Genomic DNA, 21,045 nt, shown 5'->3' on the forward strand with positions numbered 1-21,045 from the left:
GTGGATTTGTTTATTGGTTGAATTATTTGACGCCGGTATGGCATTGTCAAGACGTGCCGGCCCGCCTGACCTCTCCCTCCAGTGCCCCCGTCCGGCAGTCGAGCGTGCGAGCCCATAATCTCGCGCTTGTCCTGCACACCGTGGCAAACAGCACAGATCGGCCATCTCGGGCTGCCGTCGCCGCCATCACCGGGTTGACCCGGGCCACCGTCTCCGCGCTCGTCGACGACCTCGTCGCCGGTGGCCTGCTCACCGAGGTCGAGCCACCACCGCGGACCGGGGCGGGCCGCCCCGCGGTGGGCCTGGCGGTCAGCGCGGCCGGCCCGGCCGGCCTCGGCCTCGAAATCAACGTCGACTACCTCGCGGCCTGCGTCGTCGACCTCACCGGCACCGTCCGGCAGCGCTTCGCCGAGCACGCCGACCAGCGCCCCGCCGACCCCGGGCAGGCGCTCACCATGCTGGGCCGCCTCGCCGCCCGGGCCCGGCTCGCCGCCGAGGCCGACGGCCTCATCGTCGCCGGTGCCGCCCTCGCCGTGCCCGGCCTGGTCGCCGACGACGGACTCGTCCGGGTCGCCCCCAACCTGGGCTGGCAGGACGTGGACGCGCCGGCCCTGCTGGGGGCCGTCCCGGAGCTGGCCGACCTGCCGATCACGGTCGACAACGAGGCGAACCTGGCGGCACTCGGCGAGCTACGGGTCACTGGCGGCGACCCCACCTTCCTCTACGTCTCCGGCGAGGTCGGCATCGGCGCGGGCCTGGTGCTCGGCGGCGAGCTCTACCGGGGCGTGCGCGGGTGGAGCGGCGAGATCGGGCACGTCACGGTCTTCCCGGACGGCCGGCCCTGCCGGTGCGGGGCGCGGGGCTGCCTGGAGCAGTACGCCGGGCAGGAGGCCCTGGCCGGCGACGAGCCGCTGGCCGCGGCGGCGCTCGGCATCGCCCTGTCCGCGGTGGTGAACCTGCTCGACGTACCGGTGATCGTGCTGGGCGGCGCCTACGCCCCGCTCTTCGCCACTCTGCGCCCCGGCATCGAGGAGGAGCTGGCCCGCCGGGTGCTGACCTCCGGGATGGCGCCGGTCGTGCTCCGGCCGGCCACGCTCGGGCCGGACGCCGCGATGCGCGGTGCGGCGGACACCGTCATCCGGGCGGTCCGCGACGACCCGGCGGCGTGGCTGCGCCGCTGACCGCGGGCTTCGCCACGTTCCAGCCGGTAACGCCATCGGCCGCCGCCCCTGAGGGGACGGCGGCCGATTCGCGGTGGATCGATCAGCTGGCGCCGGTACGCGTACCGATCGCCTCGAGGAAGATGTCGCTGATGCGGGCCGGGTCCTCGGCGATGAAGACGCCGCTCCCCTTGACCGCCTTGGAGATCGTCTTCAGCTCGTTCTCGTTGACCTCGTTACCGATACCGATCAGCACGAGCCGGACCGGCCGGCGCGGGTCCTGTACCTTCTTCAGCTCGGCGAGCAACTGGTCCTCGTTGAGGCCGTCCGGGTTCTGGTTCTCGCCGTCCGTGAAGAGGATCACCGAGTTGCTCCGGCCCGGCGCCCACTTCTCCTGCACCTTCTTGTACGCCGCGAGGACCGTGTCGTAGAGCCCGGTGTCACCCAGCGGAACCGGGTCCAGGTCGTCGATCGACTCCTGGAGCTTCTGCCGGCCGTTGGTGAGCGGGGTGATCGGGACGAGCTCCTTGTACGGCAGCGAGCCGTCCAGTTTGGTGGAGAACCGCCAGACGCCGACCGCCCACTTGTTGTTGAAGAGCGCGAGACCGCCGCGCGCCGCCTCCTGGGTCACCGTGGCCCGGGACTGGTTGCCGGCGGTGGGCACGGGCTTCTCCATCGAGCCGGAGACGTCGAAGACGGCGAGCACCCGGCCGGGCAGCGTGGTGGCGATCCAGCTGCCGACGGCCTGACTGAGTACGCCGCCGGAGATCCCGGAACCGGCCGAGCCGCCCTCACTGGAGCCGCCCGAGGTCTTCACCGCGGGCGACGCGGCGGGCGCACCGACCGGCGCCTGGAACCCGGCGCCGTAGGTGCCGTCCGGGGCACGCAGACCGGAACCGGCCAGCGCGTCCTTGGCGCTTGCCCCGGTGAGCTGGGCCAGCAGCGCCGTGGCGGCGGCCGCCTTCTCGCTCTCCACCACCTGCGGCATGATCGAGTACGGGTAGTCGAGCGGCACCGGGGCGGGATCCAGGTAGAGCGCGCTGAGCTGCACCGCGGGACGCTGGGCGTTGTACGCCACCACGTCCTCCTCGGACAGCGGCGCGGCCTGGAGGCTGTTGCCCAGGTCGTTGGCGTCGCCGGACTTCGGGAACTGGGCGAGCAGTTCGTCGCGGAGCGACGAGTCGTTCTCGGCGAGGGCGGTCAGGGCCTGTGTTTTCTTCAGCAGCGCTTGCTGCTTGTTGCCGTTGCCCGCCATCGCGCCGATCGCGAGCAGGCTGCTCAGCCCGGAGGCGTCCCGGGTCGGGTCGACGATGCCGACCTGGAGCGCGTTCTCCGTGCCGAATTGACCGAGCAGGGCCTCCCAGCTCATCTTCTTCTCCGGCCAGCCGAAGTTCTTGGCGACCGGCTCGGGCATCGCGAGCACCACGGGGCTCTGCGCGATGGAGGCGACGTTGGTGGGCTTGAAGCCGGAGGCCTCGCTCTGCAGGCGCAGCAGCCAGGTCGACGAGTCGGGGATCCACACGTCGGGGACCTGAACGGTCTCCGGCGCGGTGCCCAGACCGGCAAGGGCGACGTCATGCTCCCGGGAGACCGCGCCGGCGATGTCGGCGGGGAGCTCGTCGGTCACGTCGACCGCGACACACGTGCCCCCCACCTCGGCGCCGGCGGTCGTCCATTGCTGGGCGACCCGCTGCACGGCAGGCGTGATCTCCGGGGCGGCGGCGACCGTCAGTCGCACGGAACCGGTGCAACCCGAGTCCGACAACTGCTGATAGCCGAGCCACGTCCCCGCAATTACGACGACTATCGCCATCGCACCTCCGACGACGCCCGCTCCCTTTGCGTTGAAGTTTCTACGATGGCGGCCAGACACGCGCTCCATAGTGCTGATGTCTGAAGCTGAATGCCATATACGTTCGGACGAAAATTACTCAGATTGGTGCTTCCCGATCTAGGGGACACACAGAGTAGTCACGCCGTGTCGATCAGTATCGACTTTTGGCCCCGAGGCGCCGGATATCGACGTAAAGATCACAGACGTACCGGCGTGACCGATCTCGCCTATGGCCTGATCACCGGCGGATTCCAGCGGAGCAGGCAGGTCGGGCTGGGCTCACCGGTCGGTTCTCCTTGAACTCCGGGAATTCCGGTGTCCGGATCGATGCGGAAAATGGTCACGTTGTGTGAACGCTCATTGGCTACGTAGAGGTGATCCCCAAGCAAGATCATGTGGCGCGGCCACTCCCCTCCGGTGGGCACCTCGGCGATCAGCGTGGCCGTCTCGCCGTCCCAGGAGAACGCCGAGACAGTGTCCGGGCCGCGGTTCGCGACATAGACGAACCTGCCGTCCCGGCGGATGGCGACCTCGGACGGGAAGACCTGACCGGACGACAGGCTCGCCGCCGTCGCACCGGCATGGTCCAGCACCGGGCCACCGGCCGGGCGGTACCAGCTCAGATCGCCGGCCAGCTCACCGGCCAGCAGCAACGCACCACCCGCCGCGCGGGCCAGGTGCCGCGGCCCGGTGCCGGGCCGCGCCCGCACCGCCGTGTCCGGCAGGGAGAGCCGGCCGGAGACCGGGTCCAGCCGGGACCGCCACACCCGGTCCGAGCCGAGGTCGGAGATGAGAACCTCGGCGCCGTTCGGGTCCGGGACGACCTGATGGGCGTGCGCCGAAGCCTGACGCTCCGTGTTCGGGCCGGAACCCTGGAGCAGGAGCAGGTCACTGCGCCCGGCCGGGACACCCTCGCCGTCCAGCGGGAAGACCGCCACCGATCCACTGCCGTAGTTCGCGGCCAGCAGGTGCCGGCCGTCCGCGGTGACCGCGAGGTGGCACGGGTCGGAGCCACCCGTGGGGTGGGTGACCAGCGGGGTGAGCGAGCAGTCCGGCGCGACCGCGAAGGCGCTGATCGTGCCCTGGTCCAGTTCGTTCACCGCGTAGAGCACCGGGAGGGTGGGGTGCTGCGCGAGGAAGGACGGGGACGGCGTACGGGCGGCCAGCCCGAGCCGGGTCAGATCACCGGTGGACGGATCGCGGCGTGCCAGCGTGATGCCGTCGCCCTCGCCCCCCTTGTCACCGGTGTAACAGCCGACGAAGACGTATTCAGCGCTCGAGCCCATGCCACGATCCCACCACATCTCCCACATTCCGCACGCGCAGCCACCATCTTGACCGGTACAGAACACGGCGGTTACTGTACCGGTACAGATCTTTCCTCCGCGAGAAGCTGGGACCGCCCTCCGCCACCGTCCGGCTGAAGGCGGTCCCAGCTCGCGGAGGTACCGTGCGGGCAGCGGAAGGAACGGTGACCGGGTGCCCAGGGTGACGCTGCAGACCATCGCGGACCGGGTCGGCGTCAGCCGGATGACGGTCTCCAACGCGTTCTCCCGCCCCGACCAGCTGTCCCCCGCCCTGCGCGAGCGGATCCTCGCCGCCGCGCAGGACCTCGGTTACGCCGGCCCCGACCCGACCGCCCGCGCCCTGGCCACAGGCACCACCGGCGCGGTCGGTGTCCTGCTCACCGACTCCCTGCGCTACGCCTTCACCGACCAGGTCGCCGGCGGCTTCCTCGGCGCCATCGCCACCGAGCTGGCCCCCACCGGGCTCGCCATCACCCTGCTGACCTCCTCCGGCACCGGCGACGTGGTGCCGGCCCGGGACGTCGCGATCGACGGCGCGGTCGTCTACTCCTGCGACCCCGCCTCGCCGGCGGTCGCCTGGCTGCGGCGGCGCCACCTGCCGATGGTCTTCGTCGACCAGGACCCGGCGGACGATGTGCCCTGCGTGAACATCGCCGACCGGGAGGGCGCCCGGGCCGCGGCACAGCATCTCGCCGACCTCGGCCACCGCCGGTTCGCGATAGCGTCCGCGCTGCTGGAGGGGCACGCGGCCCGCGAGCGGCAGCGCGGCTGGTCGGACGTCCTCGACCCGCTGGGGGTCGAGCCGGTGTTCATCCGGCACCCCCTGGAGCAGACCGAGGGTGTACGCCGGGACGCGCGCGCGTTGCTGTCCGCAGCGGATCGGCCCACCGCGTTCCTGTGCTACTCGGACACCACCGCGGCCGGTGTCCGCCAGGCCGCCGCGGACCTCGGCCTGCGGGTGCCGGAGGACCTGTCCGTCATCGGGTTCGACGACGGCCCGGTGGCGGCGCGGATGCAACCGCCGCTCACCACCGTGCGGCAGGACGTGGAGGAGAAGGGCCGGGTGGCGGCGGCCGCGCTGACCGAGGCCATCCGCCGGGCCCGGACCGGGCCGGACGGTCCGGTCCGGCACGTGCTCCTGCCGACCTCGCTGGTGGTGCGTGACAGCACCGGGCCGGCGCCGCGGACCCCCGTCCGACCCGCGCCGCCAGCCGATCCACCCGCCGATCCCCCGGCCGATCCACCCGCCCTCAGCCGGCCTTGAGCCGGTCGGTTCTCAGCCCTTGAGCAGGTCGTAGACGACGGCGGGCGCCTTGACCGCGTCGGCCGGCGCGGTCAGCGGGTCCGCGGTGCCGTACTCGTCGTAGGTGACCGTGTAGGTGCTCGCCTTCGCCTTGCCGGCGGCCGGAATCCGTACCGCGGCCCGGGTGATCCGGCCCGCGTCGTCCACGGTGACCTCGAGGGGCAACTTCTTCGCCTTCGCGCCGAGCGCGGTGAGCGTGGCCGGCTCGACGATCCCGGACTCCGCCGAGTCACTCAGGTCGGTGGTGCCGGTGAACCGGCCCGGCGCCGTCCCGGCCAGTCCGTCGGCGTGCTCCACCAGCGCGGCGACATAGCCGGGGTCGTTCTCGGCGTCGGCGTACTCCAGGTCGGCGACGTCGGTGCCGGCGAGCTTCGCCCGGTCCAGGGTCATCCACTTCTTCGGCAGCTTCGGCAGGCCCGAGCCGGCCGTCGGCCCCTTGAAGGCGATCTTCGCCCAGATCCCGTCCCCCACCACCAGGAAGCGCATCGACAGGGTGATCGGGGTGTCCGGGACCTTCTGCTCCACGCCGCTGACGAGCGCCTTGTTCGCGGGATCGATCACACCGGCGACCGGCTGCGCGCCGCCCTTGATCGTGTAGCGGTACACCGGGGCGTCCGCACCCGGCACCGCGTCGAGCAGAATCGCGCTGACCGGCTTGGCGGCCGGCCCAGCGGTGGCCGGCCCAGCGGTGGCCGGCCCAGCGGTGGCCGGCCCAGCGGTGGCCGGCCCAGCGGTGTTCTCGGCCGCGCCGCACGCGGTGAGTGCCGTGCCCGCGATCAGCAGGGTTCCGGCGGCGGCGAGGCGGCGGACGATCGTCATGGCTGTCTCTTTCTCTACGGGTTCGCTGTCGTCTGACGTCCGGAAGCCTCCACGTCATGACTGCCGATGCGCTGCGGATATGCTGCCGACGACTGCCGTCCCGCTGCCGTGACGGAAAAGCGCTGCTCACAGGGGGATGACGGGGTGACTGACGGCCCTGCTGCCGTTCCGCTGCGGTTCGAGATCCTCGGGCCCGTGCGAGCGTTCCGCGGCACGGAGCGAGTCGACCTCGGCCCGGCGAAACAGCGCGCCGTCCTCGCGATCCTGCTGCTGAGCCCGGGCAGGCCGGTGCCGACGCACCGGATCGTGGACGCGGTCTGGGGCGACGATCCGCCGGAGAACGGCCCCAACGTGGTGCAGAAGTACGTGGCCGGGCTGCGCCGGGTGCTCGAACCCGACCGGTCCCCGCGCACCCCCGGCGAGCTGCTCACCTTCACCGACGGCGGGTACGTGCTGCGCCGCACCACCCTCGACGCCGACGACTTCCAGGCCCGGCTGGCCCGCGCCGACGCCGAACGCCGGGCCGGGCACCCCGCCCGTGCCGCCGCCACCGCACGTGCCGCCCTCGACCTGTGGCACGGCGAAGCGCTCAGCGGGCTGACCGGCCCGATCTTCGAGGCCGCCCGGAACCGCCTCACCGAGGAGCACGCCAGCGCCTGGGAGATGTGGGCGGAGACCGAACTCGACCGGGGCGTCGACAGCGGCCTGCTGTCCGAGCTGGGCCGGCTGGTGGAACAGTTCCCGCTGCGCGAGGCGCTGCGCGCCCACCTGATGGTCGCGTTGCAGCGCAGTGGGCGGCAGGCCGAGGCGCTCGCCGTGTTCCGCGACGCCCGGGAGTACTTCCTGGACCAGCTCGGCGCGGAACCGGGCGAACTGATGCTCCGGGCCCACCAGCGGATCCTGCGCGACGAAGCCGTCTACACCGAGGCGGTCGACCCGTGGGCCGGTCGCGACGTGACACCGCAGGTCACCGTCGTACCGATGGCCGTGTCACCGCCCGCCCCCGTCCCGGAGCCGCCGCCCGCGTTCCCGCCGCCCGCCTTTCCCGCCCCCGGGCTTCCCGCCCCCGGGCTTCCCGCGCCCGGCTTTCCCGCGCCCGGCGTCTCGCCGGATCGGCCGGTGCTGGTGCCGGTCCAGCCCCGGCAAGGGACGCACTGGGTCGAGGTGGCCGCCGCCGCGCTGCTGCCGATCGTCGTCTGCACCTTCGGCAGCTGGATCTGGTTCGCGTGGGCGGCCGCGCAACGGCGGACCCGCCACGAGCTGATCGCGGCGATCGCCTACTTCGCCGGTTTCCTGGTGGTGGTCGTCCTGCTCGCGATCGACCCGAGTCCGCTGGACAGCACCCAGCTGAGCTCGGCCGAAGGAGCCGGACTGACGCTCGCGCTGGCCCTCTCGGTCACCGCCGCCGTGCACGGCGCCATCCTCGCCTCACACACCGCCGACAGCCGGGCAGCCCGGGCCCGGCGCGAACTGGCCCGCCAGTTCGCCGCCGCCGACCCGGCCGGCGCCCGGCAGGCCGGTATCGGCCGGCCCGACCTGCTGCGGCCCTTCGACGACGGCGGCCTGCTCGACCTCAACCACGCCCCGGTCCAGGAGATCGCCCGGCTCGCCGGTGTCGGCCCGGCCGCGGCACAGCGCATCGTGCACGACCGGTACCAGCGTGGCCCGTTCGCCACACCCGCCGACCTGATGACCCGGGGCCTGCTGCCGCCCGCGACGGTCAAGCGGATCGAGCGCTGGCTGATCTGCGTCGCCCCGGGCTGATCCGGTGGGTCAGCGGCTGGCCGCGGTGGTCAGCTGGCGGCGGGCCACGTACTCCACCAGTTCGATGAGCACATTGCGGGCCGCCACCTGGTCGCGGGCGTCGAAGAGCACCACCGGCACGCCCGGGTCGAGGTCGAGCGCACGGCTGACCGCGTCGGGGGCGAACCGCTGCTGCGTGTCGAAACAGTTCACCGCCACCACGAAGGGTGTGCCGCGCTGCTCGAAGTAGTCGATCGACGGGAAGCAGTCGGCCAGCCGGCGGGTGTCAGCCAGCACCACGGCACCGAGTGCGCCCTGGGACAGCTCGTCCCAGAGGAACCAGAACCGGTCCTGCCCCGGCGTGCCGAAGAGGTAGAGCTGGAGGTCCTCGGTGATGGTGATCCGGCCGAAGTCCATGGTCACCGTGGTGGTGGTCTTGCCTTCCACCCCGGAGACATCGTCCGCGCCCTCGGCCCCGGTCAGGACCTCCTCGGTCTGCAACGGCCGGATCTCGCTGACCGAACCGACCATGGTGGTCTTGCCCGCACCGAAACCGCCGGCGATAAGGATCTTGAGCGCGACGGGGATGCGCGACGAGCCGCCGTTGCGGTCAGAGCGCACGGAGTCCATTGACAACCGCCTTGAGTACGTCGACGTCGTGCGGCTGTGTGGCCGCCGGAGGTTCGTACAGCGAGATGAGCCCCGCTGAGCGTAGATCACCGAGGAAGACCCGGACCACGCCGATCGACAGGTCCAGTTGGGACGCCAGCTCGACCACCGAGATCGGCTCCCAGGCGGCGGCCACGATGGCGTGGTGCTCGGGTTGCAGCTGCGGCCCGATCGGCAGGTCCGGCACGGTGGCGACGACGAACGCGACCAGGTCGAAGTCGCCACCGGACGGTGCGACCCGGCCGCCCGTCATCGCGTACGGCCGGACCACCGGACCGGCGTCGGAATCGAGCCAGTCGTGGTTCACACGCGGCTGCTCAGAGGGCATCGGACGGTGCCAGCACGGTCCGCTCGGGGGCACTCATGATCTGCCCCACCCGGGTGACCAGCATCGCCATCTCGTACGCGATGAGACCGAGGTCGGCGTCGGCCGACGCGAGAACGGCCAGGCAGGCGCCCTGACCGGCGGCCGTCACGAAGAGGAAGGCCTCCTCCATCTCCACCACGGTCTGACGCACCTGACCGGCACGGAAATGCCGGCTCGCGCCCTTGGCGAGGCTCTGGAACCCGGCCGCCATCGCGGACAGGTGTTCGGCATCCTCCCGGCTCATCGCCGCGGAGGCGCCGAGCATCAGCCCGTCGGCCGACAGCACCACGGCCTGCTGCGCGGTCGGCACCCGTTCGATCAGATCGTCGAGGAGCCAGGTGAGGTTCGCGCTCTGCTTCGTCTGTGCCACTATGCGTCCTTCTCCAGCCTGAGGTTCTCGCCGGACCCCGGGGCACGGTCGCCGGCCGCGCCCGCCTCGGTTCCGGTTGATGCGTTGTCCCGGGCCGCCGTGACGTCCACGAGGGCCGGGAAGCTGACCGTATCGTCCGCGCGCTCGGGTTCCACGACGGCCGTTTCGCCGCGTGCCGCGTCGACGCGGCCGCGGGTGGTGCCGTGCTGCAGGGCGCTCATGAGCGTACGGACCTGTTCCGGGCTGCGCGTCGGCGCGGTGGACGCCCGCTCCGCCACCGGCTGACGCAACTGCGGCGCCAGGCTCGCCTGCCGGACCCGTTTCGGCAGGCCGTCCAGCGAGATCTCGCCGGTGTCCTCGGGGTCCGATGTGGAGACCGGTGCGGGCGCTTCGGCGGGCGCGGAGTTCCGGGGTACGGCCCGGGCCGCGCCCGTCAGCTCGCCCGGGATCTCCACCGTGGGGTTCGGTGTGCGCCGGACCCGCCGCCGCTGGACCAGCCCCTCGGCGCTCAGTTCCTCGGCCACCACGCTCGCCGCCGGTCCCCCGGCATCGGTCACCGCGCCCTGCCGCGCGGCCGGTGCCGGCGACGGCTGTTCGTCGGTGGCAGCCCGGCGCCCGGCCACGGTGATCTCGCGCAGTTCCTCGGGACCCGGCCACTGCAGCGACGCCAGCGAGTTCCGCGACGGATCCTCCGTGCCCGATCCGACAAGCGGGACGTCCCAGCTCTTCCCGGACCCGTTCACCGAGCCGCCGGCCGAACCACCGGCCGGGCCGATCGGCAGTGCCGGGCCGGGAACACCGGTCACCAGTTCACCGGGGAGCAGCACGATCGCGGTGATCCCGCCGAACGCGGAGGCGCGCAGCGACACCCGGATCTGATGCCGGTTCGCCAGCTGGGCCACCACGAACAGGCCGAGCCGGGCACTGTCGGTCGGGTCGAAGTCGGGCGGCTCGGCGAGGCGGCGGTTGGCCTGCTCGATCGCCTCCGCGCTCATCCCGAGGCCACGGTCCTCGATCTCGATCGCGTACCCGTTCGGCAACGCCTGGCCGACGACCTGCACGCGGGTGTGCGGCGGGGAGAACGACGCCGCGTTCTCGATCAGTTCGGCGAGCAGGTGGATCACGTCGCCGACCGCGCGGCCGAACACCGCCGAGGAGGTGATCGTGCGGATGTCGACCCGCTTGTAGTCCTCGACCTCACTGATCGCGCCACGGACGACGTCGATCACCGGGACCGGGTTGCGCCAGCCCCGGCCGGGCGCCGCGCCGGCCAGGATGACCAGGTCCTCGGCGTGCCGCCGCATCCGGGTGGCGAGGTGGTCGACGCGGTAGAGGTCTTCGAGTTCCTGCGGCTCGGTCTCCCGGCGCTCCATCTTGTCCAGCAGCGAGAGCTGGCGGTGCAGCAGGGTCTGGCTGCGCCGGGCGATGTTGAGGAACACCTCGTTGATGCCACGCCGGACGTTCGCCTCGTCGACCGCGGACAGCACGGCCGTACGCTGCACCTCGTTGAACGCGCGCCCGAGCTGGCCGATCTCGTCGCCGCCGTACTCCAGGGGTGGGGTCTCCACCTCGACGTCGACGGCCTCGCCGCGCTGAAGCCGGCGGACCACTGACGGCAGCCGCTCCGACGCCATCTCCAGGGCCTCCCGGCGCAGCCGGATCAGCCGGCCGACGATCGACCGGCCGAAGCGGACCGAGACGAGGATGGAGAGCACGAACGCGAGCAGGCCGAGCAGCCCGGCGACGCCGAGCCGGAGCAGCACGCTCGCGGCCAGCGGGGTGGCGTCCTGGGCGACCTTGTCCACCGACCGCAGCACGAAGTCACTGAGCTCGGCGTTCGTCCGGTCGTAGGTGGGCTGCCAGTCGGCGCCCGAGACCGGCGGCGGCCCGCCCGCGTAACTGTCGCCGATCAGCGAGTTCTGCATGATGTCGAGGTTCACGAACGGCGGGCTGGTGATCACCCGCGAGTAGTCGCCGCGGGCGCCCTCCGGCATGTCGGCGACACCGGCCTTCAGCAGATAGCGCGAGTTCGCGATGTCCTCGATCAGCACACCGCGGTTGATGGCGTGGATGTAGCCGGCGGCGTTCGCACCGGCCAGCATCGCGTCGACCCGGCTCAGGTGCTCCAGCCCGCGCAGGGCGCTGATCAGGCCGCGAACCTCACGGTCGACCCGCTCGTGGAAGAAGATGGCCGCGGAGGTGGACACCTCGAACGCGGCGTCGATCACCGCGCTGTAGTCCCGTACCACCGGAAGGACGTCCTTGACCAGGCGGTCGTCGATCCGGCTGCGGTTCTGCGGCAACTCGTTCAGCAACGCGATCATCGCGTCGACCCGGGGCCGCACCGCCTCGGTGAGGTCGGCGTCGGCCACCGCCGCGCGAAACGTGCCGGCGGCCCGGTCGGTGGCGTCCCGTTCCCGGTTCAGTTCGGTGGCGGCCGGCTTGGCCGCGGAGACGTAGATCGCGGAGAAGTGCCGCTCGCGCTGGAGCTGAGCGATCAGTTGCAGTCCCGGGTTGCCGAGCTTGTGGACCGCGTCGCGGGATTCGAGCAGGTTGAGAGCCGGACCGGCGGTGACCACCGTTGCGAAGATCCAGAGCGCGAGCAGCGCGGCGAGAGGCACCGCGGCCATCGCGATGATCTTCGAACGGATCGACCAGTTGCGGCTTCTCATCAGGCTCCGCCCGAGGGGTTCGGTAGCAAACAAGCAACGCGCCGAGCAGCCCTGACAGCCGATCAGAATGGGACGGCCGTCATGCCTGTGTCATGCGCTCGGCGAAGAATACGTAATGACGTGCGTCTCAGCTAGTTCCCCGGCATTCCGGATGCTGGGCATCCGTCCCGTTTGTCCAGCCAGATCGGCATCCGATCTTTTTTGGAGATCGTCGGTCTTACGACAGAGCACGTCGGACACCCCGCGACGCGGTGGGTGAACACGAGGGTTGGCAGCCGGTGCCGGATGGGCATACATCCCCGTGGAAGAAGGAGGAACCTGATGTCCGCCACCGTCACCATCATCCTGATCGTTGTCGCCCTTCTGGTCCTGGCCGCGATCGTCCTCGGTGTCCGGGCCGCGCGGCGCCGCAAGCTCCAGCAGACCTTCGGCCCCGAGTACGACCGTGTGGTCGCCGACACCGGCAACCGCACCGAGGCGGAACGTGAACTGCACGAGCGCACCAAGCGGCACGCCCAGCTGGAGTTGCGTGAACTGTCCGAGGAGTCGCGCACCAAGTACGCCGCGGCCTGGGAAGAGGTCCAGATCCGCTTCGTGGACAACCCGAAGGAAGCGGTCGCCACCGCCGACGAGCTGGTCACCGCCCTGATCGCCGAGCGCGGGTACCCGACCGGCGACTACGACGACCGCCTCGCCAACCTCTCCGTCGAGCACGCCGCCACGCTCGAGCACTACCGCGCCGCCCACGAGATCAGCCGGCGCAGCCGCAACGACGAGACCGAGACCGAGGACCTGCGTCAAGCCCTGGTCCACTACCGCGCCCTCTTCGCCGACCTGCTGGGCGAGAACCCGATCGGCGCGTCCACCCCGGCACCGCGCCCGGCCGCCGACGACTCCGCTCCGGCCGATGCGCCGGGCCGCACCGTGACCGACACTGAGGACACCGCCACCGAATCCGGCGTCGCACGGCCCCGCCCCGACGCCGCCAGCCGCTGAGGAGCACCAACGATGCGCTTCTTCTCGAACGAGGCCAAGGACAACGCCGACGAGCAGGACACCGGCGACCGTACCGACAGCGAGCGGAAAGAGCCGGCGGCGTTCCCGGCGCAGCGGGCCGGGTCGCCGTGGGAGCACGCACCTGGTGACAGCGCGGACCGGCCCCCGGTGCACGACCCGGCACCGCAGCCGACCGCGTTCGGCGCGTCCACTGTGGGTGGTGCGGTCGCCGCGTCGGCCGCCGCCGGACCCTACGACGTCGACGACCGCCGGACCACCGACCGGACGACCGACGCCGCGTCGGGCATCGCTGACGACCGGACCGTCGCCTTCGACGCCGGCGGCCACAGCACCGCCGCCGCCCGCGATGCCGCCGGCCGCGATGCCACCGGCCGTGATGACACCTCCGACGACCTCGCGGACCGGCGCGGCACCGTCGACGGGTACGCCACGGATCGGCAGGACGCCGACGGCACCGACACCGACCGGAACCCGGCCGCGGTAACTGCGGACCGTGCCGCGGACGTTCAGGTCCCGGTGCGGGCCGTCGTGATCGAGACGGACCAGGACAAGACCGTGGCTCTGGGCGACCGGCCCGCACCGGACGCCGAAGCGGCGCGCCGGAACGCCGAGGCCCACCAGGACCGGACCGGTCATGACGACCGGACCGACGCCGTCCTCGAGGACCGCGGCACCTTCGACGACCCGCAGGTGATCACCGAGTCGGGGGCCGGCAAGTCCGAGAATGATCAGAGTGTGGCCACCGGCGGACCGGTTTCCGAGATCGGTGCGGGCGAAGTCTCCGGCCCCTCGCCGTTCTTCCCGGCGGCCGAGACCGAGGTGCTTCGCAACCGCTGGCGGGATGTGCAGCTGCGCTTCGTCGACGACCCGAAAGGCGCCACGAACGACGCGGCTCAGCTCGTGGACGAGGCCGTCGACACGCTGACCGCGGCGCTGCGCGAGCAGCGCGGCGGGCTGGCGAAAGGCACCGATGACACCGAGTCGCTCCGGGTGGAGCTGCGTAGTTACCGCGACATTCTCGACCGGCTGCTCGGCCTCTGATCAAACGGGGGCGACGGGAAGGGGAGGAAAGCCGGACGGCTTTTCTCCCCTGCTCAGTACGGCAACCTGATCAGTACGGCAACGTGATCAGTACGGCAACGACGTGATCGCGTCGTCCTGATCCGTGACGCCGTCGCCCTCACCGGCGTCGCCCTCGCCGCCCCCGCCCGCGCCACCCTCGCCCTCATCGTCACCGTCCGAGACGGACTGTGACGGCTCCGGCGACTGGCTCGCCTCGTCGCTCGCCGACGTCGAGGGCGCCGGCGAGCCGGTGCCGGACGACGGGCTCGGCGGCAGCGGGACGACAGATGCGCTGGTGGACGGAGTGACGGACGGGCTGGACGGCGCCGCCGGTGACGGCGTTGTCGGCCGGGGCGCCACGAAGGTCGGCTTGGGGCTCGGGGACGACGGCACGACCGCCGGGCTGGACGCGGCACGGGTGACCGGGAGCCCGGGGTCGACGCGGACCCAGCCCGCCTGCTCCGGCGTCTCACCGGCGCCGACGCCACCGAAGTCCCGGTCGCTCTCCGGGTACTGCTCGCCCACGGTCGAGGGGCGCTCGTTGGGCGCGATGTTGACGGTGCCCAATTGAGCGCCGAGCCACATCGACGGACCCAGCCCGAACGCGACGATGGCTCCGAACAGTGTCAGCGGACCCCGTTCCATGAGCGCCCTCCCCGGCTTGGAGACGATCGTCGCGCCTCACCCGGCAGTCGTGCTACCCATTTCGGATGCCGTCGAAGCGAACATTCTCCGAGGTTATTGTGACCCAAAGTGACGTAATGGTCGCTCATCCGTCAGGGATGAGACTGTCCTAGTCATCGCTACGGGTATTGACCGCTGCCGGTTCAGCACCACCCTCGTCCGAGGCGGGCGGCGAGACCGGCGTCACCCCCGTACGCGTCTCGGTGAGGAAGCCCACCGTCTCGTCCCAGGCCTGCCAGCCGCCGGGCAGTTCGTCGCTGTCCAGGCCCGGCCGCAGCGAGATCTCCCCGCCGTCCCGCAGCGCGATCACCCAGCCCTTCCGCCGGCCCGGCAGCGTGGTCACCGCCGTGACGTCGGCGAACGGCACGAACCGGCCGTCCGATCCGGCCCGCGGGCGCGCCGCCGTCCCGGCGAGCCGCCGCTTCGACTCACCACCGCGGCCCCGGGGCAGGCCCGGCACCAGCAGCAGCCCGAGGTCGGTGATCAGCAGGTCGGTACGCGCCCCGTCCGCCACCAGGTTCACCAGCCCGCCGAGGATCCGGGCCGCGCCGTCGCCGGCCGGCGCACCGAGGTCCACGCCGATCTTCATCAGGTACTCCCGGACCGCCTCGACGGTACCGGGGTCCGCGGCGGCGGCCGCCAGTTCGGCGAGGTTGAGGTACGCGCCGTCGACGCCGACGACCTCGGCCGCACCGGTCCAGCTGTGCCGCCAGCGGACCACGCCGCTGCGCAGGGCCGCGAGCGCCAGCATCAGGCCGAGCAGGTCGACGATCCGCTCGGTGGTCTGTTCCGGCGTGGCCTCCGGGAAGAGTGTCGCCGCCACCGGCCGCAGCCGGTCGCCGGCGGCCAGGTCGAGCACCTGCGCGGGCCCGGTGACCTCGGTCCCGGTGGCCCGGGAGAGGGTCGCCAGGGTGGCCTCGGCCTCGCGTTCCATCTCCGCGGTGCGCGCGACGCTCAAACACTCGTCCCAGGTCACGACGGTGCGGCCGGCGGCCGGGTAGGCGACGTCCTGCAGGGCCCGCCCGAGCAGCGGAAGGTCCGGCACCAGCTCCGGCTCCGCCGCGGAATCCTCGGGCGCCGACGCCGCGGCAGCCGATGAGGGCGCGGCGGGCTCGGCGGCAGAAGGAGAAGAAGGCGCGGCGGCCGGGGGCAGTGCCGTGAGCGCCGCCACCCGCTCACCCGCCGGCGGATGCGTGTCCCACTCCCCCGACGGCGGCAGTTCCTGGCCTCGCAGCACCTCCATCTCGGCCGACCGCGCCGCGAGCACCCGCAGGAACCCGCCGAACACGTCGTCCGGCACGAACCCGGCCTGCCATCCGGGCCCGACGTACTCGGCGTGGAACAACCGCTGCATCCCGGCCAGCACGGGCAGGTCGCGCAGCACAGCCGTCATCGCCTCGACGCCGGCGTGCCCGGCCGCGATCCGGTCGGCGGCGAACTCCTGTTCCCGGCTGAATCCGGTGTCGATCCGGCGGTACAGCCCGGCATAGGCACGCAGCAGCAGGTGCCGCCGGGAGATCCGGGGTGCCACCCGCGCCACCGCCACCCGGCCGCGCCGGGCCAGGGGGGCCCACCGGCTCAGCACCGGCGACGCATGCGCCAGCTCGTGCGTCACCGCGGCACGCAGCCGGGCCGGGTCGAACGCCTGGAGCAGCGGCAGGCCCAGGTAGAGGTCGCGACGGCCGCCGATCAACCCGAGCAGACGGGTACGCTCCCCGACCGTCACCGTGGCGTCGGCGACCACGGTCAACCCATCCGGCGGCGTCACCCCGGCGGCCGCGGCGGCACCGTCGACCAGCTTCCACAGTTCCGGCGCCCGGTCCCGGGTCACCACCACACCGGCCGGTTGCCGCCGCCGGGTGTGCAGGGCGCGCCACGTCGCGTACCCGAGGGCACCGAACGTGGCGATGCTCAGCGGCACACCCAGTCGCAGCGCCACACCGCTGGGCAGGATCCGCAGAACCGTCCAGAGGATGAGCAGCACGAACACCGGCTGTGCGCCCGCCACCAGCACGAATCCGGCGAGCCCCGCCGCCGATCGGGCACCCTTGCTCAAGCCGTCACTCCTGTCGTCGGACCGGGCCCAGCGTAGGGCCCATTCGGTGGCGGGGGCGTTTCGCGTTCGCCCAGCGGGTTATACGGGCGACATGGCCGACCTCGATCAGACTCTTGCCGTTGCTCTCAAGGGATACGCGTGGCTGCCCGATCTGCGCCGCCGGTCGGGTGGTGCCCCGGTGCGGACGCGGGTCATGGGGCAGCGGGCCGTCGGCATCTGCGGTCCCGCCGCCGCACAGTTCTTCTACGGCACCGGCAACCTGGAGCGGCACACCGCCCTGCCCAGCCTCGTCGTGCACACCCTGTTCGGCCAGGGCGCGGTGCACACCCTCGACGGCGAGGCGCACCGGCACCGCAAGGCACTCTTCACCAGCCTCCTTCTCGGTGACGGCGTCGACACCCTGGCGAAACTGGCCGGTGAGGCGTTCGACCAGGCCGCCGACGGCTGGCGGGGTGGCCGCGAGGTGACGCTCTTCGACGAGACGGCCCGGGTCATCGCGAAGGCGGTCACCCGCTGGGTGGGCGTACCCGAGGAGGACCGTGAGCTGACCTCCCTGGCCCGCGATCTCGTCGCGATGGTCGACGGTTTCGCGACCGTCGGCCCGCGATTCGCGCGGGCTCTGGCGGCACGCGACCGGCAGGAACGGCGCCTGGCCAAGGTCATCGAGAGGGTACGGGCGGAGCCGCCGACCCCGGAGCCCATCTCGGTGATCGCGCACCACACCGACGACGGCGTCCCGCTGGACCCGCGCACCGCGGCGGTCGAACTGCTCAACGTCATCCGCCCGTCCACCGCGGTGGCCTGGTTCGTCGCGTTCGCCGCGCACGCCCTGGACCGATGGCCGCACCACGCGACGCGGCTGCGCGCCGGCGACGACGAGTTCACCGCCGCGTTCACGCACGAGGTGCGCCGGTTCTACCCGTTCGCGCCGTTCCTCGGCGGCCGTGCCGCCCGTGACCTGGTGTTCCAGGGCGAGTCGATTCCCGCCGGCACGCTGGTGCTGCTCGACGTCTACGGCCAGAACCACGACCCGGACCTCTGGGACGACCCGTACGCGTTCCGCCCGGAACGGTTCCTCGGCCGCGAGATCGGCGACTTCGACCTGATCCCGCAGGGCGGCGGCGATCCGCGCACCGGCCACCGCTGCCCCGGCGAGAAGATCACCGTCGCCCTGCTGGGCACGCTGGTCCAGCGGCTGTCCCGGCTGGACTACTACCTGCCGCCGCAGACCACCGACATCGACCTGTCCCGGATCCCGGCGATCCCGCGCAGCCGGATCAAACTGGTGCTGCCCTAGCGGCGAGATCGGCGGCCGGCGACGTCAGCGGGGCCAGTCGATCTCCGGGGCGCGGTGGTAGGCGACGCCGGCCGCGTCCCAGCGAGGGCCGAACGCCGCGACCCGGCCGCGGAACGACTCCCAGTCCCGGGCGGCGCGCGGCGACCAGGCGACCTCGGCGATCGCCGGCAGCCGGGGGAACGTCAGGTACTGCACGTCGGCCACGCTGCGCAGCGTCTCCGACCAGAGCGGAGCCTCCACCCCGAGCAGCGCCTCCTCGCCGACACCGGGCAGCCGGTCGGCCGGGTCCCAGTCGTAGGAGCGGCGGACGTCGACGAGACCGGCCCAGTCCAGACCCAGGCGTGTGTCGGCGTCGTACTTCATGTCCAGATAGGTCCGGTCCGCCGGCGCCATGATGACCCGGCGCCCGTCCAGCGCGGCCCGCGCGGTGTTCTCGTCGGCCGCCTCGATCCGCCAGTACTGCACGATCGCGTTCTCCGGCAGCTCGACGGCGGCGATCTCGTGCCAGCCGATCACCCGCTTGCCGTACTTGCCGGGCAGCGGCAGCACCCGGGACAGGAACGTGCGGTAGTCACCGGGCGGCGTGGACAGGCACTCGTCGCCGCCGATGTGCAGGTAGGGCCCGGGCGTCAGGTCGGCGACCGTGCGGATCACGTCCTCGACGAAGGCGTACGTCTCCTCCTTGCCGGCCACCAGGGAGCTGTAGCCGACCTCGGCGTCGGTGCGTTGCGGCACCGGCTGCCCGTCCGCGGTCAGCGACGGGTACGCGTGCTGCGCCGCGTTGACGTGTCCCGGCATGTCGATCTCCGGGACGATCGTGACGAACCGCGCGGCGGCGTAGGCGACGATGCCGGCGTAGTCGTCGAGGGTGAGGAACCCCGGGCCGGCGCCGTCCACCCCGGTGCCGGGGCCGCCGCTGACCTCGGTGAGCCGCGGCCAGCCCGGGATCTCGAGGCGCCATCCCTGGTCGTCGGTGAGGTGCAGGTGCAAGTGATTGATCTTGAACTGGACCAGCTGGTCGATGTGCGCCTTGACCTCGTCGGCCGTGAAGAAGTGCCGGGCCAGGTCCAGCATCGCGCCGCGGTACTCGTACCTCGGGGCGTCCTCGATCACGCCACCGGGCAGGTCAGGCGCCAGCTGGAGCAGCGTCTGGACACCCCAGAACAGGCCCTGGGGCGTACCGCCTCGCACCGTCACCGCGTCGGCGGTGATCTCCAGCGTGTACCCCTCGGCGGCCAGGGACGGGTCGAGTCCGAGCCGGATCGCACCGCCGGGACCGATCGGGACCGGGTGACCGGTGGCCTTCTCCAGCGCGTCGCTCAGAAATTCGGCGACACCGATGACCTCAGGTTCGCAGGTCAGACCCGTACCCCTGATGATCGTGAATGTGGCGTCGGTGATCGGCCGCACAGAGGCGGGGACGGGGATCACATCGCCGAGTTGCTTCGTCAGAGCGCGCACTCCAAGGACTCTAAACTGTCGCGCCATGGCCATCACCACACGTCACGGCGTCATCGGCGACGAGCCGGTCCTGCACGACCTGGCGGCTCGCACGTTCGGACTGGCCTGCCCGCCCGGGACCCGGCAGAGCGACATCGACGCGTTCATCGCGACGAACCTCTCCGAGGACAACTTCGCCCACTACCTCGCCGACCCGAACCGGATCATCGTGATCGTGTCCGAGGATGATCAGCCGACGGGTTACGCGATGCTGGTCGTCGGGCCGATCGCGGACCCGGACGTCGCCGCGGTGGTGGACGCGACGACGAGCGTCGAGCTGAGCAAGTTCTACGTGGCCGAGGAACAGCACGGCACCGGCGCGGCCGGGGCGCTGATGGCGGAGACGCTGTCCAGCGCGGCCCGGGCCGGGGCGAAGAGCTGCTGGCTCGGCGTCAACCAGCACAACGAGCGCGCGGCGAAGTTCTACGCGAAGCACGGATTCGAGATCATCGGGACGAAACGGTTCCTGGTCGGCTCCGAGTGGCACGACGACCACATCCGGCAGCTGGACCTATCCTCGCGGAATGGCTGAGGTACGGGCAGCGCGCGAGGACGACGTCCCGAGCATCGTCGGCATCTGCACCAGGGCGTACGCGGCGACCTACCCGCAGATCCTGCCGGCGGGATATCTCGACCGGATGATCGCCGAGTTCTACACCTCGGAGCAGGTCGCCAAGCGGATCGCCCCGGCGCCGCCGGACTGGCTCGGCTATCAGGTGGCGGAACAGGACGGCCGGGTTCTCGGCACCGCCGCCGGCGGGCTCACCGCACCGGGCGTCGGCGAGCTCTTCGTGATCTACCTGGAGCCGTCCGAGCGCGGCCAGGGCCTCGGCTCCCTGCTGCTGGACCGGATCACCGAGCAGATCCGCGAATTGGGGGCGACCGAGATGTGGGTGGCCGCGGTGGTCGGCAACGAGCTGGCGCTGCCGTTCTACGAGGCGCGGGGCTTCACCCGGGCGGGCAAGCGCCGCGCCGCCGGCTCCCGCGAAGAAGAGAACGCCTGGTCCTGGCTGCTGCACCGGCCGATCTGAGCCCCGCCACCCTGATCACCCCCGGCCGGGACTGCCCGCGCACCTCCCCCGGTTCCAGCCCCGCTGCCACCGGATGCGCACCACCCCCGGGCCCGGTTCCGGCTGCCGGTTCCGCCGGACGTGCACCCATGTTCCCCGGTTCCGGCCCCACTCA

18 protein-coding genes are annotated in these 21,045 nt (G+C 72.0%); 8 read left to right on the plus strand and 10 right to left on the minus strand.

What is annotated here, in order from left to right; genetic code table 11:
• Nucleotides 1-53 precede the first annotated feature (53 nt).
• The gene (locus LPA41_RS24235; protein WP_229073055.1) at nucleotides 54-1,181 is read left to right on the plus strand and encodes an ROK family transcriptional regulator; all 1,128 of its coding nucleotides are present in this window, start codon (nucleotides 54-56) and stop codon (nucleotides 1,179-1,181) included.
• Between the two features lie 82 nt (nucleotides 1,182-1,263).
• On the opposite strand, the gene LPA41_RS24240 is transcribed toward LPA41_RS24235, so the two are convergent.
• The gene (locus LPA41_RS24240) at nucleotides 1,264-2,973 is read right to left on the minus strand and encodes a substrate-binding domain-containing protein (protein ID WP_229073056.1); all 1,710 of its coding nucleotides are present in this window, start codon (nucleotides 2,971-2,973) and stop codon (nucleotides 1,264-1,266) included.
• Nucleotides 2,974-3,221: 248 nt separating this feature from the next.
• Nucleotides 3,222-4,280 carry a lactonase family protein gene (locus LPA41_RS24245; RefSeq protein ID WP_229073057.1) on the minus strand — a complete coding sequence of 353 codons (1,059 nt, stop codon included), beginning with the start codon at nucleotides 4,278-4,280 and terminating at the stop codon, nucleotides 3,222-3,224.
• A gap of 202 nt (nucleotides 4,281-4,482) precedes the next feature.
• Between LPA41_RS24245 and LPA41_RS24250 the strand changes: the two genes are divergently transcribed.
• Complete coding sequence (locus LPA41_RS24250; protein WP_229073058.1) at nucleotides 4,483-5,565, plus strand: LacI family DNA-binding transcriptional regulator; 1,083 nt, start codon at nucleotides 4,483-4,485, stop codon at nucleotides 5,563-5,565.
• A gap of 12 nt (nucleotides 5,566-5,577) precedes the next feature.
• On the opposite strand, the gene LPA41_RS24255 is transcribed toward LPA41_RS24250, so the two are convergent.
• Nucleotides 5,578-6,423, minus strand: a complete 846-nt coding sequence (locus LPA41_RS24255; RefSeq protein ID WP_229073059.1) for a hypothetical protein — start codon at nucleotides 6,421-6,423, stop codon at nucleotides 5,578-5,580.
• Between the two features lie 144 nt (nucleotides 6,424-6,567).
• Between LPA41_RS24255 and LPA41_RS24260 the strand changes: the two genes are divergently transcribed.
• A complete protein-coding gene (locus tag LPA41_RS24260) occupies nucleotides 6,568-8,187 on the plus strand; it encodes a BTAD domain-containing putative transcriptional regulator (protein ID WP_229073060.1) in 1,620 nt (539 codons plus the stop codon).
• Between the two features lie 9 nt (nucleotides 8,188-8,196).
• Here the strand turns inward: LPA41_RS24260 and LPA41_RS24265 are convergent, their stop codons facing one another.
• The 4 genes from LPA41_RS24265 to LPA41_RS24280 are packed head-to-tail and all read right to left on the minus strand — an operon-like array spanning nucleotide 8,197 to nucleotide 12,244.
• A complete protein-coding gene (locus tag LPA41_RS24265; RefSeq protein ID WP_229073061.1) occupies nucleotides 8,197-8,796 on the minus strand; it encodes an ATP/GTP-binding protein in 600 nt (199 codons plus the stop codon).
• Entirely contained in the window at nucleotides 8,777-9,163 is a 387-nt protein-coding gene (locus tag LPA41_RS24270) for a DUF742 domain-containing protein (protein ID WP_229073062.1), read from the minus strand. The genes LPA41_RS24265 and LPA41_RS24270 overlap by 20 nt, the downstream gene beginning before the upstream one ends.
• The gene (locus LPA41_RS24275; protein ID WP_229073158.1) at nucleotides 9,153-9,575 is read right to left on the minus strand and encodes a roadblock/LC7 domain-containing protein; all 423 of its coding nucleotides are present in this window, start codon (nucleotides 9,573-9,575) and stop codon (nucleotides 9,153-9,155) included. The genes LPA41_RS24270 and LPA41_RS24275 overlap by 11 nt, the downstream gene beginning before the upstream one ends.
• Entirely contained in the window at nucleotides 9,572-12,244 is a 2,673-nt protein-coding gene (locus LPA41_RS24280; protein ID WP_229073063.1) for a nitrate- and nitrite sensing domain-containing protein, read from the minus strand. Before LPA41_RS24280 ends, LPA41_RS24275 begins: the two co-directional genes overlap by 4 nt.
• A gap of 321 nt (nucleotides 12,245-12,565) precedes the next feature.
• Here LPA41_RS24280 and LPA41_RS24285 point away from each other — a divergent pair, with 321 nt between their 5' ends.
• Together LPA41_RS24285 and LPA41_RS24290 are read left to right on the plus strand one after the other, a co-directional pair.
• Nucleotides 12,566-13,240 carry a hypothetical protein gene (locus tag LPA41_RS24285; RefSeq protein WP_229073064.1) on the plus strand — a complete coding sequence of 225 codons (675 nt, stop codon included), beginning with the start codon at nucleotides 12,566-12,568 and terminating at the stop codon, nucleotides 13,238-13,240.
• Between the two features lie 12 nt (nucleotides 13,241-13,252).
• A complete protein-coding gene (locus LPA41_RS24290; protein WP_229073065.1) occupies nucleotides 13,253-14,302 on the plus strand; it encodes a hypothetical protein in 1,050 nt (349 codons plus the stop codon).
• Nucleotides 14,303-14,389: 87 nt separating this feature from the next.
• Here LPA41_RS24290 and LPA41_RS24295 read toward each other — a convergent pair whose 3' ends face one another.
• Both LPA41_RS24295 and LPA41_RS24300 read right to left on the minus strand, forming a co-directional pair.
• Nucleotides 14,390-14,968 (minus strand): hypothetical protein, encoded by a 579-nt coding sequence (locus tag LPA41_RS24295; protein ID WP_229073066.1) that lies wholly within the window; start codon nucleotides 14,966-14,968, stop codon nucleotides 14,390-14,392.
• 148 nt (nucleotides 14,969-15,116) lie between these two features.
• Nucleotides 15,117-17,063, minus strand: a complete 1,947-nt coding sequence (locus LPA41_RS24300; protein WP_229073067.1) for a M48 family metallopeptidase — start codon at nucleotides 17,061-17,063, stop codon at nucleotides 15,117-15,119.
• 91 nt (nucleotides 17,064-17,154) lie between these two features.
• Between LPA41_RS24300 and LPA41_RS24305 the strand changes: the two genes are divergently transcribed.
• Nucleotides 17,155-18,360: a cytochrome P450 gene (locus LPA41_RS24305; protein ID WP_229073068.1), complete on the plus strand. Its 1,206-nt coding sequence runs from the start codon at nucleotides 17,155-17,157 to the stop codon at nucleotides 18,358-18,360.
• A gap of 24 nt (nucleotides 18,361-18,384) precedes the next feature.
• Here the strand turns inward: LPA41_RS24305 and LPA41_RS24310 are convergent, their stop codons facing one another.
• Nucleotides 18,385-19,821, minus strand: coding sequence for a beta-N-acetylhexosaminidase (locus LPA41_RS24310; protein ID WP_229073069.1), 1,437 nt, complete (start codon nucleotides 19,819-19,821; stop codon nucleotides 18,385-18,387).
• Between the two features lie 25 nt (nucleotides 19,822-19,846).
• Between LPA41_RS24310 and LPA41_RS24315 the strand changes: the two genes are divergently transcribed.
• Complete coding sequence (locus LPA41_RS24315) at nucleotides 19,847-20,392, plus strand: GNAT family N-acetyltransferase (RefSeq protein ID WP_229073070.1); 546 nt, start codon at nucleotides 19,847-19,849, stop codon at nucleotides 20,390-20,392.
• Complete coding sequence (locus LPA41_RS24320; protein WP_229073071.1) at nucleotides 20,385-20,891, plus strand: GNAT family N-acetyltransferase; 507 nt, start codon at nucleotides 20,385-20,387, stop codon at nucleotides 20,889-20,891. The genes LPA41_RS24315 and LPA41_RS24320 overlap by 8 nt, the downstream gene beginning before the upstream one ends.
• Nucleotides 20,892-21,045 lie beyond the last annotated feature (154 nt).

The organism is Actinoplanes sp. DH11 (assembly GCF_020873875.1).
Lineage (GTDB): Bacteria > Actinomycetota > Actinomycetes > Mycobacteriales > Micromonosporaceae > Actinoplanes.